13 protein-coding genes and 2 pseudogenes are annotated in these 16,311 nt (G+C 38.3%); all 15 read right to left on the minus strand.

All coding sequences use genetic code 11. From position 1 onward, the window contains the following. Positions 1 to 15 precede the first annotated feature (15 nt). The 15 genes and pseudogenes from ACFVRR_RS12375 to ACFVRR_RS12445 all read right to left on the minus strand — a co-directional run bounded on the left by ACFVRR_RS12375 (position 16) and on the right by ACFVRR_RS12445 (position 16,247). The gene (locus ACFVRR_RS12375) at positions 16 to 558 is read right to left on the minus strand and encodes a signal peptidase I (protein ID WP_387328729.1); all 543 of its coding nucleotides are present in this window, start codon (positions 556 to 558) and stop codon (positions 16 to 18) included. Between the two features lie 70 nt (positions 559 to 628). Beyond that, positions 629 to 4,795, minus strand: coding sequence for a S8 family serine peptidase (locus ACFVRR_RS12380; protein ID WP_387328732.1), 4,167 nt, complete (start codon positions 4,793 to 4,795; stop codon positions 629 to 631). A 934-nt stretch (positions 4,796 to 5,729) separates the two neighbouring features. After that, positions 5,730 to 6,128: a hypothetical protein gene (locus ACFVRR_RS12385; protein WP_387328734.1), complete on the minus strand. Its 399-nt coding sequence runs from the start codon at positions 6,126 to 6,128 to the stop codon at positions 5,730 to 5,732. A gap of 260 nt (positions 6,129 to 6,388) precedes the next feature. Continuing rightward, a pseudogene (locus ACFVRR_RS12390) lies at positions 6,389 to 7,021 on the minus strand (SpoVR family protein); the annotation flags it as partial. Between the two features lie 245 nt (positions 7,022 to 7,266). After that, positions 7,267 to 7,860, minus strand: a complete 594-nt coding sequence (locus ACFVRR_RS12395) for a DoxX family membrane protein (protein WP_248266899.1) — start codon at positions 7,858 to 7,860, stop codon at positions 7,267 to 7,269. Between the two features lie 229 nt (positions 7,861 to 8,089). Continuing rightward, positions 8,090 to 8,263: an acetyl-CoA hydrolase/transferase C-terminal domain-containing protein gene (locus ACFVRR_RS12400; RefSeq protein WP_387328831.1), complete on the minus strand. Its 174-nt coding sequence runs from the start codon at positions 8,261 to 8,263 to the stop codon at positions 8,090 to 8,092. A 117-nt stretch (positions 8,264 to 8,380) separates the two neighbouring features. Further along, positions 8,381 to 8,818 carry a universal stress protein gene (locus ACFVRR_RS12405; RefSeq protein WP_387328736.1) on the minus strand — a complete coding sequence of 146 codons (438 nt, stop codon included), beginning with the start codon at positions 8,816 to 8,818 and terminating at the stop codon, positions 8,381 to 8,383. Positions 8,819 to 8,975: 157 nt separating this feature from the next. Beyond that, complete coding sequence (locus ACFVRR_RS12410; protein ID WP_387328739.1) at positions 8,976 to 9,398, minus strand: universal stress protein; 423 nt, start codon at positions 9,396 to 9,398, stop codon at positions 8,976 to 8,978. Between the two features lie 204 nt (positions 9,399 to 9,602). Next, a pseudogene (locus tag ACFVRR_RS12415) lies at positions 9,603 to 10,235 on the minus strand (SpoVR family protein); the annotation flags it as partial. A 100-nt stretch (positions 10,236 to 10,335) separates the two neighbouring features. Then, positions 10,336 to 10,677, minus strand: coding sequence for a cupin domain-containing protein (locus ACFVRR_RS12420; RefSeq protein ID WP_387328742.1), 342 nt, complete (start codon positions 10,675 to 10,677; stop codon positions 10,336 to 10,338). 10 nt (positions 10,678 to 10,687) lie between these two features. Beyond that, on the minus strand, positions 10,688 to 11,521 hold the full coding sequence (locus ACFVRR_RS12425; protein WP_056473555.1) for an ABC transporter permease: 834 nt from the start codon (positions 11,519 to 11,521) through the stop codon (positions 10,688 to 10,690). Then, positions 11,521 to 12,534: an ABC transporter permease gene (locus ACFVRR_RS12430; protein WP_387328746.1), complete on the minus strand. Its 1,014-nt coding sequence runs from the start codon at positions 12,532 to 12,534 to the stop codon at positions 11,521 to 11,523. Before ACFVRR_RS12430 ends, ACFVRR_RS12425 begins: the two co-directional genes overlap by 1 nt. Before the next feature lie 116 nt (positions 12,535 to 12,650). Then, positions 12,651 to 14,234, minus strand: coding sequence for an ABC transporter substrate-binding protein (locus tag ACFVRR_RS12435; protein ID WP_387328749.1), 1,584 nt, complete (start codon positions 14,232 to 14,234; stop codon positions 12,651 to 12,653). A 35-nt stretch (positions 14,235 to 14,269) separates the two neighbouring features. Further along, entirely contained in the window at positions 14,270 to 15,265 is a 996-nt protein-coding gene (locus ACFVRR_RS12440; RefSeq protein WP_387328752.1) for an ABC transporter ATP-binding protein, read from the minus strand. Beyond that, on the minus strand, positions 15,252 to 16,247 hold the full coding sequence (locus ACFVRR_RS12445) for an ABC transporter ATP-binding protein (protein WP_387328755.1): 996 nt from the start codon (positions 16,245 to 16,247) through the stop codon (positions 15,252 to 15,254). Before ACFVRR_RS12445 ends, ACFVRR_RS12440 begins: the two co-directional genes overlap by 14 nt. Between the last annotated feature and the right edge of the window lie 64 nt (positions 16,248 to 16,311).

The following is a 16,311-nucleotide window of genomic DNA, read 5'->3' on the forward strand; positions in this document are numbered from 1 at the left end:
TGCCTTTCTAGTTTTTTAATGCTGAACGCTCGTTTCATTTTGATTCCCAATAATACCGAGACGTTGAAAGATTTCGAGTATCACCACTAATAAGAGCGGCAGTACAATAAGAAGGAAAAATCCAAACCAACTGGAGAAAAACTTGCAAATATATCCAACGTTCGGGATAGAAAAGGTTTTTACCCCCAAAATATGTTCCTTACCCACGTAGCCATCATCTTCTAGATTGTTGCCGTCACCCTTCGTAACAAAGAGAGATTTTCCGTCTTTCATTATCGTTCTCACAATTCGGTGTGTAATGAATGTGCCATCCGTTCTTTTATATGTCACAACATCATTTACTTTAGGCTCCTGATTCACCTTGATTAACACCAAATCACCTGCTTGGAAGGTCGGCTTCATACTGTTAGAAAGCACGATTAACGGCTTGTAACCGAGAATGCTTGGGACTTTTTCCACATTCCCTTTTGACTTGGCAAAAAAATAAATGACGGTTCCCGATCCGATGAAAAGCATTGCGACTAGGATGAGGAAGAACAATTTCCAAATTTTCTTCATGCTTTAAACACCTATCTTTAGTCATAATCTGCCGGCAGGGTTGATCAAAATCGCCGCCGGCTTATAGTTCTTACAATCCTAATTCTTTCTTAATATCAGCAAGTGTTTTTCCATTTATTTTCTTCACAGGCGCAGGTGCATCATCTACGGTCGGGTTCTGTAGGCCAAAGTTCCCTTCGACATAAGAGAAATCTTTTCCATCAATAACGCCGTCAAAGTTAATGTCAGCACCTCGGTTGTAATTTCCGTCGGCTGTATTCGCCCCGAAGCTTCCCTGGATTGCGAGTGCATCATTAATGTCGATGACGTTGTCTTTGTTGACGTCTCCTGCTGTGGCATTCTCGATGTCATTAGGGTAGCTTAACGTTATATTGTCCCCGTATTCCAGTCCGTCTAGTGTTCGATATTCATTAAAAGTGTCATACATAGTGAAGTGTCCAGGAAAATCTTGGATAAAGGTGAAATCATCATGCGTAACTGGAAGTCCGTTTATAGTAAACCCACCGAACTTGTTAATGACCCCAGCATAGGTGTTTCCTTCACTGTCGACGACAGTTACTTTTCCCCCAAATTTCGTATAGTCGCGTGAAGCTAGATTTCCTTTCGCATCCAGTAGCTCTTCTGGACGGATCATCCCATAAACGGATGAGAAATTTGGTAGAATTCCAGTCGGTGGAACCCAACTGTAAGGTCTAGTCACCGTACCGCTCACACTAGTAAATGTCGATGATACTGCGTTCGTCATACTAGATGAATCCGTATAATCGGTCGTATTCGGAATTTGGACCGTTACATCGACCATCGGTATGGTTCCGTTTACACCAGTTGTCGGGTTAAAGTTGACCGTTACATTGTTGGTTACCTGAGTCGATGATGGCGTTTTCGTGTAATTGAGCGTTGCGCCTAGTGCTGCAGCTGCTGGATTCAAGGTAACATTGGTTACAACTGTATCGGCGTTTCTTGTGACAAAGCGGTATACCGCTGTTTTTAAGTTGTTTACATGGTTAGCTGTTAATGTATACGTGATCGTATCGCCTTTATGGGCGAAGACCGTACTCCCACGCATCGGCACATTAGGCTTTCCGTATACATAGGTGTAGTTGTTTGGAACAAGGAAGTAGTAGTTTCGGCCAAATGTGTTACCAGAATGGTCAATTCCTTCTAATTCAAAATCTACTAAACTTCCGTTTGGATTCGTATTGACTTGACCTTGAAAGTTTCCTTTTGAATCCAATTTATATGTTCCGGTTGGACCTTGCATGCTGTTATAAAAATAGTAAAGATAATTTTGTCCCTGATCGACTTTCTGTCCTGGTATCCCATTGTCATGGACAAATGCGGTAAACGGAATCGATTTCGTTCCCGGCTCATATTCCACAAACGGATTGTTCGGCTGTTCCCCCACTAAATGAGACTCGAATGCATCCGGCATCGTGTTGTCAATATTCATTTCGGCCGTTTGTGAAATAAACGCCTTTCCTTTATCATTGAATCCGATCATTTGCAGCTTATAATGGCCTTCCTCCGCTTTGACATATTTGTCTGAGATTGGGTTGTCGTCATCGCCGGTGAACGGATAATACATTCCGTCAAATCCAGTATTATACTGGACGCCTTCATTGACCATCATTCCGTCCCCGTAATTCGTTAACCCGAGTTCGTTTCCGTTTTCATCAGTGATGACCTCGTATAGGTATCTCATATGGGACTTTAAGATGAAGTGACCAGATACCGTTGGGTTAAAGATCAACGTACTCAGATGATTTTTTGCTGTTGTGGTGCTATCATAATCAAAAAAGTAACTTTGGATTCCTTCTTCTACATAATGCACCGCAAATGGCACACGGTACGTTTCATTTTTGTTGCCACGGTTGATGTACGTAATATATCCTTCAAAGATCCCTTTTTGAGCTTTTTTCGGAATATAAAGACTCGCTTTACCATTAAATTTACTGTTTGCATTCATTTTTACAGACGATGGCGTAATTAGTTTCACCCCATTTTTACTAGCATCGAGCGAACCTCTTACTCCGGTTTGGAAAGTAACTTTGACGTCAAACGTCTTTGTTTTGCTTCCATTGTTTTGAATGGAATAACTGCGCGTACTTAAAATGTCTTTTCCAGTGAAGGACAGATTTCCGAAGTTCATTGCGCCTGTCTTTTCACCGATTTGTGAAAGGTCTCCTTTTGGTGTTAACGTTGGCGTTGTTTCTTTCACTTGGAATTCCATTGTAGAGTGGATTGCTTTGAACGGATCAACGCGTCCTGCTCCTTGTTCAAAAACGCTATACGTTCCATTTAAAGGATCTGCCGTATTCATTAATATCGTTTTGATATCCTCTGGATTAAGATTTGGCTTTGCCTGTAAGAGAAGCGCTGCAATACCAGTTACATTCGGCGTTGCCATGCTCGTTCCGCTCATTCGCTCATATGCGGTGCTGTAATCGGACGGGTTGTCAGGTGTATGCACAAATCCTGGCACAGTTGAAAGTACATTTACACCTGGTGCTGTCACTTCCGGCTTAATGTCATACGTCGTACGGGAAGGACCACGGGAGCTGAAAGACGCCAAGTTATCTCCTGAAGTCTTATATGAACTTAAATTCGCAAATGAAAATTGAGTCATACCAGATGCGATTTTCGCCTTTAATGCAAGCCCGTCTGCATTGGTCAAATTAAATGAAGGAATAAAATCGCTCCCTTCGCCTAAATAAAATGGCATATACCCTTCTGTCGGATTGTTGTTCCATATAAGGATTGCCGCTGCGCCTTTTAGTTTCGCTTGAAGGATTTTATCATTAATGCTTTGATTGTTTCCGCGTTGAACAAGAGCTACTTTTCCAGTTACATTGATATTCCGGTAGTCGTTTGCTCCCCCGTAATTTGGAACGTCTACAATGGAAAGCTTTTTATCTTGGAAACTTACGAAATCGTCATTCCACCCCTTTGCTAATCCGCGCATGGTAGAACTCACGCTGTCCAAATTCCCTTTTATAGTAGGGATCACCTGAGGCACATCACTTGCACCAACGGTCAAGGCAAGTTGCGCATTTCCTGGTGAACCTAACGTATACATGCCGTTCCCTGAATTTCCTGCTGCGATCACTGCTGTCACGCCAGTTAGTACTGCGTTGTTGATTGCGATGCTTGTCGGATAGAACGGGTCATTGTAATTTGTCCCGAGTGACAAGTTCATGACGTCTACACCGTCTGCGACTGCCTTGTCGATCCCTGCCATCACACTTTGGTCACTACCGCTTCCACCAGGACCAAGCACGCGGTAAACATAAAGACTGGCATCCGGTGCGATTCCATTTGTCGCATAAGGACTGTTGTTTTTCCCTTGACCGACAATCGTTCCTGAAACGTGTGTGCCGTGTTCAGTTTCATAATCACTTGCTTTTAGGGTCGTCGTTGGATTTACCTTTTTATAATTCAGGTAATCCTGATAAGTCGTTTCCATTGGATCAGAATCGTTGTCCACGAAATCGTATCCGCCTTTAAATGCCGCTTTGATGTCCGGGTGGTTATAATCGACACCTGTGTCGATGACTGCGACTTTTACACCTTTTCCGGTGTAGCCTTCTTTATGAAGTTTGTTGATATTTAGGAAAGTATTCTCTGCTGCCATTCCTTGTCCTTGAGGATCGCTTGATGCCATCGCATCTTTGATTTTGACAGGTGGATCTGCCATGATCTTGTTGTTACTGTATATCGCTTGTACGGCTTTTGATTTCATGATTTCCTGAATTTTATTTGCAGGCAAGGTCAGTGCCACACCATTGAAAGCATATTTATATTCACGCTTCAATTTATAAGTACCATCTTGTTTTTGGTTAAATGCCGCTTCTAAATCCTGTTTGAATATTTCATGGTCACCACTCGCTTTACTTTTCGCTTCAGCATTCGACAATGTTTTGCCTTTTACTGCTGCTTCTAGTACAGCGGTCTTTTCTGGCTTATTTTTAAACTGAACGATGACAGAAACGTTTGCTGTACTGCCAAGATTGACTTTTTTGTCTAAAAACAGACCGGACTTTTCATTCGCAGTTAGCTTTTGCAGAGCTTGTCTTTGCACTGTCGTCAGTTTGGATAGAATCTGCACCGCCGTAGGTTTAGTTTCAGCATGCACAGTAGTTGGCGAAGATGGATAGAAAGCGTATGGATTGCTTGTGATCAAGCCTGCACCAAGCGCTAAGGTTGTTGCTTTTTTCAACATTTTCTTTTTCTTGTCCATTCTTTTTACGTCCTCTCTTTTTCCTAACTATGTTTAAATTGATATTCTGGAATAATGTGAAGGCTTTATATAGTGAATTAACTTCACAAGTTAAATCCATTGATTTCTTTTTCTACGTTTGGATTATAAGTGCGAAAAAATAGTTCAAAAATACAAAATATTCTGAAATATCAATCTACCAAAATTATAGTCCATTGCTCCTAATCTTGTACATTGGGGAATTCTATCGATTTTTATTTCGATTTTTATTTCTATTTTTCATCAAAATTCTACAAGAATATAAAAACTTAATGTTGTAATTTATCTAATCTAGTAAAAGAAACTGGTATTACGATGTAATTTATCGTTAATTTCAGAGAATATTTTCACTGGATTTGGGGGAATTTGAAAAGATTTACCCTTATAAAAGAATGAACTAAAAAATGAGGGATTCAGAAATGTAATATAATCATTAAGTTGATCATTTTGTTCCAAAATATTAATTGAATACTGTCTAGTCTTATCATTAAAGTACTTGGGGCAAACGAATCATTCGTGGGACTTAGACCCCATCAACTAAATAGTTCACTCCCTACTTATAGAAACATGCTTAGGTTGGTTGAGACAAAGATCCAGCATAACAAGCAAGCCAATGACACTATAAGGGAGTATTAGGGCAACCGATAAATTTTACTGGCTTTAAGTAAAAATGAATACACACAAAAAAACACCCAATAAAGGTGGTCTTAAATATACTTCCGATGAATTTTCTTCCCCATAAACTAAACAACACTGACTTATTCCCAATAATAGGCTCTAAATGAACTCCTCTACCCCAATAATGAAATTACAAATACTATTTAGATCAATATCATTTTTTTGTATGTAAAATAAAAAGGAATTGCTCTTGAGCAACGCCTTTTTCTCATATTATTATCCCTTAAGAATAAGCATGTTATTTTAATTTCAATCTAAAAAAAATTTCATATTTATTCTTTATAAAAGCTTTTAATAGCTCCATCTTCTCTTTTGAATCTATGATTTCAAATGGAACATATACTTCATGTTTTTTTAGAAGAAAATTTCTCATTTCTTTAATTTCAAAATTTAAAATTTGTTGAACTTCTTTTTGAACAAACTTCCCTCTAGTAGATTCTGGATTACCTGGCTCAACATGAAGAATTAAGCAATGGTATTTTTTATCTCCATATAGGGTCGCAAATTTTTTAAACGCGCCACTAAAGGAAATAGGTTTATACCCTAACGACAGGCTTTTTGCTGCCATTGTACATTTCATTGGACCTAAACTGTTTAAATATTTATGAAGTTCACTAAATACAATTAACTCATTCATTCTTATTTTTCTCCTTCTAAACTATTATTTTTGCAATTACTCTTTTATAAGGAAAGGATTGTATAGTTTCCCTGTGATTTCAAGCAAGCTTTGTTAACTCAACTAGTCGAGTAGAATGGAGCCTTTCTACCACCTTATTTTAACATTTCTAATGCAACTAAACTTCCATTATGTTGAATAAGCATTAACAAAATTCTGATCAGATTTACAGGTTAAAGTAATAAGCAACTCATACAAAAAACCACCTTTTAAAGGTGGCCCTAAATATACTTCCGATGAATATTCTTCCCATCATAACTAAACAACACAGACTTATTCTCAATATTCGTCTCTAAATGAACCCCTCTACCCCACAACTGATGGATATAAGGCACTACCTTCTCCACATACTTCACATCTAGTTCCATATTTTCATAGGAATGCTTCAAATAAAGCTCTCCATTTTTTAAGTAATCGCCCTCTTGCACAACGATATATGGGAATCCTCCATTTACCCGACTAACTACAAGTTGATCTCGTACATTTTCCCATGCCTTATCAGTGACTTTATATTCCTTACCTTGTCGCTGAAATAAATACATATCCTCACGCATGACAAGATCTTTCGTTAAGTAGTTTCGTATAAATGAACTATCAGACTCTAACTCTCGTACTTCAAACATTTTTTCTCGACCGCTGCCAGGTTTAACACCTAACTCTATCATTTCTTTGCTTGGATTATTATATCGCTCTTCTATATCTTCAAACATTCTTAATCCTAAATAATACGGGTTAATGCTTGTTTTTGATGACTGAACTACTCCTGCATTAAGCTTTGCGTACTCAATTGCTTCATTAGAATCAAGGTTTAATTCACGCATAATTCTTATATGCCAATAACTTGCCCAGCCTTCCGTCTCCTTAAGATTTTAAAGACCTACCTTATTGCAATAGAAAAAGGATCTTACTTTAAGACCCTTTTTCTATTTATATCACTGTTACTATTATACTTATGGAAAGTGTATTTGAATAAGGAACATTATTATTTTCAGTAAATACATATTAATTTTAGCGGCAATAAAAAAAGTCAAAAAAAGATTAATCAATCAATGATTTTTCATAATATAACAAGCTTAGTGCATTTCTTATATCTATTTAATTAAACTTTATTAGTAACTTGTTTTGTATCTTTTTTATAAATTTTTTCCCAAGGCGTCCCTAAAAATGGAAGAGCCCAACGATCTAAACCATACCATCCCGCCACTTTCCACCCTAGAACTAGCCATGTAGCTAAAATAAACAATAGTGGATTAGAACTAAGTGTTCCCGCAAATAAGTAACTTACACTCATTAAACTACCAAAAAATGCAGCAATTCCTGTAAGTAATCCTAATATTAAACCTAATCCTACAAGAACTTCACCATATGCTACTAAATAAGAAAAGAATTTAGCATTTGGAAGTACCGTATGCTTTAAAAAACTAGCATACCAACCTGTTACATCTGGGTGCAGCATATTAGAATTAGCTTTTGCTAAAGCTCCTTGAGTAAACCCTTTTACTACAACACCAGCTTTTGATCCAGTCCAAACATCTGAATTTACTTTATCCCATCCAGCAGAAAGCCACTCATACCCCAAGTAAAAACGAACAAGTAACCAAATCCAAGCAGATTTACTACTATTAAATAAAAAATTAGAAACGGGATTATCAGAAACAACAACATCATATCCGTCTACTTTTTTATTTACCATTTATTTTCCCCCTCTTGTACGAATTACTATTATATATTTATTAACAATTAAAAATATGTACAATGTGAAATTTAATGTTTCGGTGGAGGTTAAAAAGAAATTTATTATTTATTTTTCTAAAGTTGATATCTTTTAATATGTCCTTAAATACCATTTCTTTCTTTATTATTGGTATGATATTAATTTATATGAAAATTGTATTCTTAATTTTAATCCTATATCTAATCGTTTAAACAATGAATCCAAGCCTTTTTGCTTCATATGTCAGCTTATCACAAAATTTCGGATGAGCTACATTGATTAATTCTTGTATTCGTTGAGATATGCTCTTTCCTCGTAATTTAGCTATACCATATTCTGTTACAATATGATCTACATCATATTTGATGTTATTTCGACTGATCTAAAAGATAGGTAGCGATTAATTTTTGAAACAGTCCCATCCTTTGTTGTCGTACTTTACAATATTTGTAAATTTTAAAGAAAAATAGCATCAAGTTAAACCAAAATTACCAAGTTATTATTTAACAATGAATACTGGACAAGCAACTTTTTGCACAACATAATGACTGACGCTTCCTAAGAACAACTCTTTCAGTTTACTCAATCCACGACTTCCCATTACAACAAGATCGGCTTTATTTTTATTGATAAAATCAACAATCGTACCAGAAGGGATTCCTTCCAATACAAATGTTTTTGTACTGTTAGGAAGTTCTTTCAGCTTTTGATCTACTGCATTAAGAGCTATTTTTGCTATATCGTATTCTATTTGGCGAATCTCTTCCACATTCAAAGTACCATAGTAAGTAACATCAACAGGTACATGAAATACTGTAATTACATTCAATTCGATACTTTTATCTTGTTTTGCCATCGTAATTGCCATTTCCAAAGCCTTTTTACTTAGCTCAGAATTATCATACGGAACTACTATTCTTGAACATACATCTAACATCTATTTGATCCTCCTATATTAATTTCTATTATTATTTTTAAATAAAATTTTAGTAAGTTCATAATAAAAATATATTTTATATTAGATACTCACCCTACTAATTTCACAAGCTTTGGAAGTAAAAAAATTTGTAAACCTTGCTTAAAGTAAAATTCAATCATTTAACGATTAATACTGGACAAGTAGATTTTTGCAATACATTATAACTGACACTACCTAAGAAAATTTCTTTTAATCCACTCAAACCACGACTTCCCATCACAACCAGATCGGCGTCTTCCTGCTTAACGAAATTCACAATCGTTTCAGTAGGGTTACCTTCCAAAACAAATGATTTTGACTTGTTTGGTATTGAATTTAACTTTTTCTCAATTTCATTAAGTATTTCCTGAGCTGCTGAGATCTCTGCCTCAAGCATCATTCGGTAATACGGGACGGTATAAGGAATATTTACAACTATAATAACTATCAATTCTATCTCTTCATCTTGTTTTGCTATATTCATTGCAGTTACTAAGGCCTTTTTGCCTAATTCTGAATTATCATATGGAACTACAATTTTGGAACATACAGTTAACATATCTTTCAGCTCCTTCCAGTAAATCCTATTCTCACGTTTAAATTAATATCACATGATAGTTTTTAATAGGCAAAAATATGTTAACTTTTTTTGTTAAATTGAAAACACCATTCAAATCGAATGATGTTTTAGTCTAATCATATTTGTACTACTTATATATTGTTCGTCTTTCGTAACATTTTTTATCCATCTAAAAATCTAGTATTAAATATACTTCCGATGAATATTCTTCCCATCATAATTAAACAACACTGACTTATTCTCAATATTCGTTTCTAAATGAACTCCTCTACCCCACAACTGATGAATATAAGGCATAACCTTCTCAACATACTTCACATCAAGTTCCAAATGTTCATAGCAATGCTTCAAATAAAGCTCCCCATTTTTTAAATAATCCCCTTCTTGAACTACAATATAAGGGAATCCCCCATTTACTCGACTAACCACAAGTTGATCTCTTACATTTTCCCATGCCTTATCAGTGACTTTATATTCCTTACCTTGGCGCTGGAATAAATACATATCTTCACGCATGACAAGGTCTTTCGTTAAGTAGTTTCGTATAAATGAACTATCAGACTCTAACTCTCGTACTTCAAACATTTTTTCTAGACCGCTACCAGGTTTTACACCTAATTCTCTCATTTCTTTTGTTGGATTATTATATCGCTCTTCTATATCTTCAAACATTCTTAATCCTAAATAATACAGTTTAATGCTTGTTTTTGATGGCTGAACTACTCCTGCATTAAGCTTTGCGTACTCAATTGCTTCATTAGAATCAAGGTTTAATTCACGCATAATTCTTATGTGCCAGTAACTTGCCCAGCCTTGTTTCTCTCAAAGATCTTCTTTTTGATTAAGATTCTTTTATTCCTTATTCAACATAATGATCATTTAGTGCAAAAGTAGTCTAGAAATGAAGAGGAACTGATTAAGCTTCTGCTTTTTTCACCATAAAACAAACAAGGAGACAAGGTGCATTCGTACGATTAATGCACCAATGCTCTTCACCGGCAGGGATAAAGGTTGCATCTCCCGCTTTTTCCACACTGTGGACACCGTTGGAATAGGTATCAATTTCTCCTCTAAAAATATAAGAATACTCGTCTTCTTCGTGGCAACTCATACCAACAGCTGGTACACGTTCACCAGGGGTTAGAGAAATCACACTCATGCTCACTTCTTTAAAATCACCTTGTCGCGTGAAGAGTTTTTTCATTTCATAGATTGGCATGCCGATTGGTTCAACTTGATTCGAAATGATTTTTTCCATTTGATTACCCCTATTCTTTTTTTAGTTTTGGATCTAGAAAATCGCGTAGACCATCGCCTACGAAGTTCGCACCAACCGATACAGAAAAAATGGCTAAGCCTGGGAAAGTCGACACCCACCAATTTTGAATCACTTTCGCTCCGCCAGATACCATCGAACCCCACTCAGGTGTCGGAGGTTGAGTCCCAAGACCAAGAAAACTGAGCCCTGAGAACATCAAAATGGCGTTACCAAGGTCCAGTGTTGCCATCACAAGCAATGGTCCGAAACAATTCGGTAAAATTTCCAAAAAGAGGACACGAATGTGAGAGGCACCTATGACGCGAGAAGCCGTCACATACTCGCTTTCTTTTAATGAAATCACCATAGAACGCATGAGCCTTGCATAATTCGGCCACCAAATGATGGCCATCGCAAGCACAGAGTTTAAGATACTTGGTCCAAGTGCTGCTGCAATCACCATCGCCAAAATAAGGGGAGGGAACGCCATGATGAGTTCGGAGAAGCGCATCATCACTTCATCCACATACCCGCCTTTATAACCTGCAATTCCCCCGTATAAAATACCGAAAGCAAATGCACAAACCACTGTAATGACCCCAGCCGTTAACGAAATACGAGAACCAACGATGACACGCGAGAAAACATCTCGACCAAGCTCATCCGTTCCAAAAAAGTGTGAAGCACTAGGGGACTCGTACCGGATGCTTAAATTCTGCGTCGTGACACTATGCGTTGCGATGAAAGGTGCAAACAAGGCAACGAGAAACCAAACAAGACAAATGACTAAACCAAGTTTAAAAAGAAATCCTTTTTGACGAAGAAACGATACAATTGTTCGCATTATCGGTGCCTCACTCTCGGATCAATGACACCGTATAAGATATCAATGACTAGATTAATCACAACATAAATCAATGCAATTAATAACGAAACACCACAAATTGCCGGGAAGTCGAGTGAAACAGCAGACAAATAAGCATATTGACCAATCCCTGGCCACGCAAAAATATTTTCAACAAGCACCATTCCACCAAGTAGATTACAAAATCCCATTCCAGCGACTGTAATGACCGGAATCATGGAATTTGAAAGGGCGTGTTTAAAAATAATCGCTGATTCTTTTAACCCTTTTGATCGCGCTGTTCGAATATAATCCATTGACATCACTTCAAGTAAGTTTGACCTTGTTTGACGAGCGATTAACCCCATCGTAAAAAGACCAAGTACAGCGCCAGGGAGGATCAAGTGCATCGCCACTTCACCAAATAATTGGAAATCACCTCTTAAGAGTGAATCGAGTAGAAATAGACCCGTTCCACCATCTGGTGTTGCCGTACGTGCATCGATGCGTCCTGGTCCTGGTGTGATCCCTAAAACAGACGTAAACACATAGAGCAGAAGAAGCGCAAACCAAAAACTTGGGATCGACACGCCACTAATGGAAACCGTTCGGATGACATGGTCAATTGCTTTGTTCCGAAAGATGGCAGAAATAATGCCAAAAAGTACGCCGAAAACTAAGGCAATCATCATGGCCACGACCGATAGTTCAAGAGTAGCCGGGAAAAACTGCATTAAATCCTCCAGTACCGGTTTACCGGTCCGTATGGACGTACCCAAATCACCTGCGAATAGGTGCTGGAAATAGAGAATTAATTGACGGAATAATGATTGATCAAGTCCCCACTTTGCTTTAAAAGCAGCGACGATTTCGGGATTGTTCATGGCGCTTTGGCTTAAATTCGCAGCAACTGGATCGCTTGGTACTAAATGCGAAAGGATGAAGACAAACAGCGCCACGCCAACTAATAAGAAAAGAAGAAATAATAAACGTCTACCGATAAATCGAAGCAATTGGCACAACTCCTTTCAAAAACAGATACGATGGATGCAACTATGTAAAAGATGGTAATCGAAAAGCTAGTCATAGAGGAGTTCACCCTACGACTAGCTTTTTATCCTGTCAGTGATTATTTAGACAGCTTTAATTCATTTAAATGCAATTTACAAAAATCGTTATACACAACACCTTGTAATTTTTGGCTAACCGCAAATGTTTTTGGGTGTTGAACTAAGAACGCGTATGGGCTATTTTCAGCGATGATATCTTGCATCTGACCTGAAATCTCTGCACGTTTTGTTTGATCGATTTCCACCTTCGCTTGATTTGCTAAGTTAACCAATTCTGGATTTGCTGACGCTTCCCAGTTCGCGCGTTTTCCAACAATATCACCAGGAATAAACGCTAATTGGTTGCTTAAATCGTAGTAGTCAGGTGACCAATGCATCACAAGGAATGGTGATTTACCACTACGGTAATCTTCGATGACTGCACCAATTTCACCTGTTTTGATGTCAACATTGATATTGATTTTCGCTAAATCTTCTTTTACTTTTTCAGCGATTGTTGTCCATGAAAGACCTTCTGATTCGAAGTTAGCAGCTGTTAACGGAATCGTAAATCCTTTTTCATAACCAGCTTCTTTCATCAATTCCTTCGCTTTATCGATGTTTTGATAATTCTCTGGTCTTGATTTAGCGCCGACAAATCCTTTTTGAACAAATGATTCAGGAAGGAGGGCACCTTTTCCAGCTAATTGTTGGAATCCTTTGTAGTCAAGTGCATAACGAACAGCTTGTTGAACTTTTGGATTTGAGAGTTCCTTCCCAATACTTGCTTTGTCGTTCATCATTAAAAATGAAATCGTGGAAGTTGGGGAAGAAACAACTTTTGCGTTTCCGCCTGATTTAATGGTTTTCACTTGGTCAGGACCAACGCTAAGCGCTACGTCAATCTCACCATTTTCGAGCGCTTGAATTTGTGTATTTGGATCTGGCATTTCTTTGATAATGATTTTGCTTGCATTCACAGTGCCCTTGTAATTCGGATTCTTTTCAAGCACCATTTCAGTATTTCTTGTCCATTTTTTCAACACATACGGACCACTTCCAGCAGAGGCACCGTCAAGGTAAGCTGTTGCTTTGTCAGTTGTGCTTGCATCTGCAGCATCCGTTCCGCCTTTTTCTTTGACGACTTTACTATCCACAACAGCAAAAGCGTTTCCTGTGATTTTTGACAAGAAAGACGCATCTTTTTCTGTCAACGTCACAACAACTGTGTGGTCATCTTTCGCTTCGACTTTCGCCACACCAGCCGCTAAAGCTGACGCATTGTCTTTGATATTTTTTGTACGATTGAAACTAAAAACAACGTCATTTGCTGTGATTGGGTTACCACTTGCAAACTTACATCCTTCATTCAAATTAAATGTATATACAAGTCCTGAATCATCGACTGTATATGATTTTGCAAGAGCTGGTTTTGGGGTAAGGTCTGTACCTTCTAACATGTATAAGTTCTCATACGTTGCATAGAAATAGAAGTTTGCATACACTTCGTACGCGCGAGCGGGATCCATTGTTTTCCAGTCAGATGCTACACCCACAACAATGGTATCGGCATAAGATGATGAGCTGCTCGTATCTTTCTTCCCACAAGCGAAAAGTGAGAACGCCATCAGCGTAACCAAGGCGAGTAAACTGAATTTTTTCATCTCGTAAAACCCCTTTTTCTCTTAAATTTATAGCATCACTTTGTCGTCAAATGACACGCTGCAAAGTGGTTACTACCTGTTTGGATGAATGCTGGTGCGACTGTTTTACACTGTTCCATCGCAGAATGACATCTGGTGTGGAACCTACAACCGGCTGGTGGATTCGATGGGCTAGGTACATCCCCTGTAAGAATGATTTTCTCTCGTACATCCCCGTTTGGATCAGGTATAGAAGAGAGGAGTGCCTTTGTATACGGATGTTGTGTGTTGCCATACAACTCATCGCGTGAAGCGAGTTCAACCATTTTTCCCAAATACATGACGGCAACCCGATCACTTATATGGTGAACGACGCTTAAATCATGTGAGATAAAAAGATAGGTAAGATTCAATTGTTTCTGCAAGTCTTCTAATAAATTAATGACTTGAGCTTGAATCGACACATCAAGTGCTGAGACGGGTTCGTCACAGATTAAGAGTTCTGGTTCGAGCGCTAAGGCCCGCGCAATACCAACCCGTTGTTTTTGACCACCAGATAGTTCATGAGGATAACGTCCTAAAAAGCGACTTGGTAGGCCAACCATCTCCATAAGTTCAGTGATTTTACTTTCACCGTTTGCTATTTTGTGGATCTTGAACGGTTCCAATAAAATTTGTTTGAGTGTTCGACGTGGATTCAAGCAAGCAGAAGGGTCTTGAAAGATCAACTGCGCTTTTTTCGCGAATTCTTTTTTAGACAGCTTCGTGATATCCTCGCCATTAAACAAAATGGTGGAACCAGGGTCGGTTGGATAAAGACCAAGTAGGGTTTTGCCTAACGTACTCTTGCCGCAGCCACTTTCCCCAACAAGACTAAAGGTTTCTCCTCGTTTGATTGAAAATGAGACATCATCAACGGCTGTTAAGACACCTTTTTTGCCATTCGGTTGTTTGATTTGAAACGTTTTGGTTAAGTGTGAAACGTCTAAAATCGTGTCAGACGATGACGAATTTGAAACCGAATCGAGTCGACTAGTTTCAATTTGCAACATGTTGATCACCGCCTTTTACTGCCACATCATAAAGGAAACAGCGAACTTTGCGACCATCACTATGTAAAAATAATGGCGGTGCTTCGTTTTTGCATCGTTCCGTTGCAAATAAGCAACGAGGATGAAAACTACATCCACTTGGCATGTTCAGCGCATCTGGTACAGACCCTTCAATAGCTTCGAGCCTGTCCACCTTATTAGAAATTTTCGGAATGGCATTCAGTAATCCTTTTGTATAAGGATGAAGTGGCTCTGAAAAAACAGATGCCGTGGGGCTTTTCTCCACAATTTGTCCGGTATACATGACGACGACTTGATCACACATTTCTTTCACAACGCCCAAATCATGCGTAATCAAAATCATACTCATGTCTCGTTTTTTCATGAGTCGATTCATTAAATCAAGGATTTGCGCTTGAATCGTTACGTCTAGTGCGGTGGTTGGTTCATCCGCAATTAATAGTTTTGGTTCACAAGCGAGTGCGATAGCAATCATGATGCGCTGGCGCATTCCACCAGATAGTTGGTGCGGGTATTCATGAAATCGTTGTTCTGGAGAAGGAATGCCGACCATTCTAAGTAATTCGATGGTGGTTTGTTTCGCTTCGTTTTTGCTAACTTTTTGATGAAGTAAGATTGGTTCCATGATTTGCTTTCCACAAGTATGAAGGGGGTTCAATGACGTCATCGGTTCTTGAAAAATCATCGACACAGATTTGCCTCTCATTTTTCTCATGTCTTCAGGCGAAGAAGTTAACAAATCGACGTCTTCGAACTGTATTTTTCCAGTGATATCAGCAACAGCGTTTTGCAAAAGACCCATAATTGCAAGAGATGTCACGCTTTTGCCGCTTCCACTTTCGCCTACGATTCCGAGCGAATGTCCTTGTTCAATTTCGAAACTTACCCCCCCAACTGCTTGGACAACTCCTTGGCGAGACTTGAATTTAATCGACAAATCTTCCACTTTCAGTAATGTCATAAGCCTCACCCCTTTACCTATTTAATTGACAATAACACGTAATTTTTTCCAATTTTTATAATAT

Origin of the sequence: Gottfriedia sp. NPDC057948, from assembly GCF_042887255.1 — a bacterium.
In the GTDB taxonomy this organism is placed as follows: Bacteria; Bacillota; Bacilli; order Bacillales; family Bacillaceae_G; genus Gottfriedia.

Coding starts and splice junctions, on each gene's coding strand:
- ACFVRR_RS12420 (WP_387328742.1), bottom strand. CDS start 10,677: ATGGAAAAAATCATTTCGAATCAAGTTGAACCAATCGGCATGCCAATC.
- ACFVRR_RS12385 (WP_387328734.1), bottom strand. CDS start 6,128: ATGAATGAGTTAATTGTATTTAGTGAACTTCATAAATATTTAAACAGT.
- ACFVRR_RS12410 (WP_387328739.1), bottom strand. CDS start 9,398: ATGTTAACTGTATGTTCCAAAATTGTAGTTCCATATGATAATTCAGAA.
- ACFVRR_RS12445 (WP_387328755.1), bottom strand. CDS start 16,247: ATGACATTACTGAAAGTGGAAGATTTGTCGATTAAATTCAAGTCTCGC.
- ACFVRR_RS12380 (WP_387328732.1), bottom strand. CDS start 4,795: ATGGACAAGAAAAAGAAAATGTTGAAAAAAGCAACAACCTTAGCGCTT.
- ACFVRR_RS12440 (WP_387328752.1), bottom strand. CDS start 15,265: ATGTTGCAAATTGAAACTAGTCGACTCGATTCGGTTTCAAATTCGTCA.
- ACFVRR_RS12435 (WP_387328749.1), bottom strand. CDS start 14,234: ATGAAAAAATTCAGTTTACTCGCCTTGGTTACGCTGATGGCGTTCTCA.
- ACFVRR_RS12395 (WP_248266899.1), bottom strand. CDS start 7,860: ATGGTAAATAAAAAAGTAGACGGATATGATGTTGTTGTTTCTGATAAT.
- ACFVRR_RS12425 (WP_056473555.1), bottom strand. CDS start 11,521: ATGCGAACAATTGTATCGTTTCTTCGTCAAAAAGGATTTCTTTTTAAA.
- ACFVRR_RS12375 (WP_387328729.1), bottom strand. CDS start 558: ATGAAGAAAATTTGGAAATTGTTCTTCCTCATCCTAGTCGCAATGCTT.
- ACFVRR_RS12405 (WP_387328736.1), bottom strand. CDS start 8,818: ATGTTAGATGTATGTTCAAGAATAGTAGTTCCGTATGATAATTCTGAG.